At 60.0% G+C, this 956-nt stretch carries 1 pseudogene; it reads left to right on the plus strand.

The window, feature by feature from the left end:
• Positions 1-23 precede the first annotated feature (23 nt).
• Positions 24-956: pseudogene (locus tag EN914_RS36625) on the plus strand (carbohydrate ABC transporter substrate-binding protein); the annotation flags it as partial.

Below are 956 nucleotides of genomic sequence, written 5' to 3' on the forward strand. Positions count from 1 at the left end.
CCTTAAAACTGTGGAGGAAACACATGCGAAGGCAATTTTTAACATCAACGACGGCCCTTGTCCTGTTGCTGGGCGTGGGCAATGCCTATGCCGGGATGGACGAGGCAAAGGCTTTCCTGGACAAGGAAATCGGCCCGCTCTCGACGCTCGACCGCGCTGGCCAGGAAGCCGAAATGCAGTGGTTCATCGATGCCGCGAAGCCTTTCGCCGGCATGGACATCAAGGTCGTTTCGGAAACCATCGCCACGCGCCAGTATGAATCGCAGGTGCTGGCGCCGGCCTTTACCGCCATCACCGGCATCAAGATCACGCATGACGTCATCCAGGAAGGCGACGTCGTCGAGAAGATCCAGACCCAGATGCAGACGGGTCAGAACCTTTATGACGGCTGGGTCAACGATTCCGACCTGATCGGCACCCACTGGCGCTACCAGCAGGTGCGCAATTTGACCGACTGGATGGCGGGCGAGGGCAAGGATGTCACCAACCCGAACCTCGACCTGAAGGATTTTATCGGCACCTCGTTCACGACCGCTCCGGACAAGAAGCTCTACCAGCTTCCCGACCAGCAGTTCGCGAACCTCTACTGGTTCCGTTACGACTGGTTCAACGACGAGAAGAACAAGGCGGACTTCAAGGCCAAGTACGGCTACGACCTTGGCGTTCCCGTCAACTGGTCTGCCTATGAGGACATCGCCGAGTTCTTCACCGGCCGCGAGATCGACGGCAAGAAGGTCTATGGCCACATGGACTACGGCAAGAAGGACCCGTCGCTCGGCTGGCGGTTCACCGACGCCTGGCTGTCGATGGCCGGCAATGGCGACAAGGGCCTGCCGAACGGTCTGCCGGTCGATGAGTGGGGCATTAAGGTCGACGAGAATTCGCGTCCGGTCGGCTCCTGCACGGCGCGCGGGGGCGACACCAATGGCCCGGCCGCCGTCTACTCGATCCAGAAA

Source organism: Mesorhizobium sp. M7A.F.Ca.CA.001.08.2.1, from assembly GCF_003998455.1.
GTDB lineage: Bacteria > Pseudomonadota > Alphaproteobacteria > Rhizobiales > Rhizobiaceae > Mesorhizobium > Mesorhizobium ciceri.